Source organism: Aequorivita antarctica (assembly GCF_007997155.1).
Classification (GTDB): Bacteria; Bacteroidota; Bacteroidia; order Flavobacteriales; family Flavobacteriaceae; genus Aequorivita; species Aequorivita antarctica.
Map to the genome: position 1 here is coordinate 1 of NZ_VORT01000050.1, position 731 is coordinate 731.

The window sequence follows — 731 nt, forward strand, 5'->3', positions numbered from 1 at the left end:
ATGCACACGTGCTTGCGAGCTCGGTATTCCTTTTTTCTAGTCTGCGTCCTGCTATCCAAAAACTCCTTGGTAAAAGGAATGGTCTTTCCCTGCGGACAGCGATAATAGTCTCCTTCCTCATTGTAAATAAAACCATCGGGGCCGCCTTTAAAGGTGCCGTGGGGAGGAATAAAACTTTTGAGGCCCTGTCTTTCAAGGAAAGCATAGTTTTCTCCGCTGCTGTAACCTGTGTCGGCCACACAGTTTTCCCAGACCAGACCTTGTTGCCAAAGGCGTCGTTTTAATCGCTGTACAATGTCCGGCAACTGCTGGTTGTCCTTTCCGTCGGCGTGATAGGCCTTGATATCGCTGATTACGTGATGGGCAGTGTCAACGCACAACTGGCTCAAGTAGTTGAGCTTCCTTGCCTTGCCTGGTTTTACACTGATGCGTGCGTCGGGATCGGTAGGGCTGTAATGGGTCTTGTTGCTGGTATATTTACTTCCTTTATTTCCCGCTCCCGGACGCTGATCCTGGTCTTTGCTCCAGCGTTTGGTGCGTGAGGCAATGGCATTGAGCTCCTTCTCATTGGCGGTAATAGTACGCTGGCCTTTATCTGATTTATCGCCTTTGCTCTTGCGAAAAGGTTTTTCTTTATCCATTGTGCTTATGTGGCGAATCTTACGCAGATGTGCTTCCAGTTCTTCCTCGGGAACTTTAAGCTCTAAACTATCCATAGAGGCATTGGCCTT

At 48.7% G+C, this 731-nt stretch carries 1 protein-coding gene; it reads right to left on the minus strand.

Annotated elements, in window-relative coordinates; genetic code table 11:
- A partial coding sequence (locus ESU54_RS17695) for a transposase (protein WP_146848199.1) occupies positions 1 to 731 on the minus strand: 731 nt, incomplete at both ends.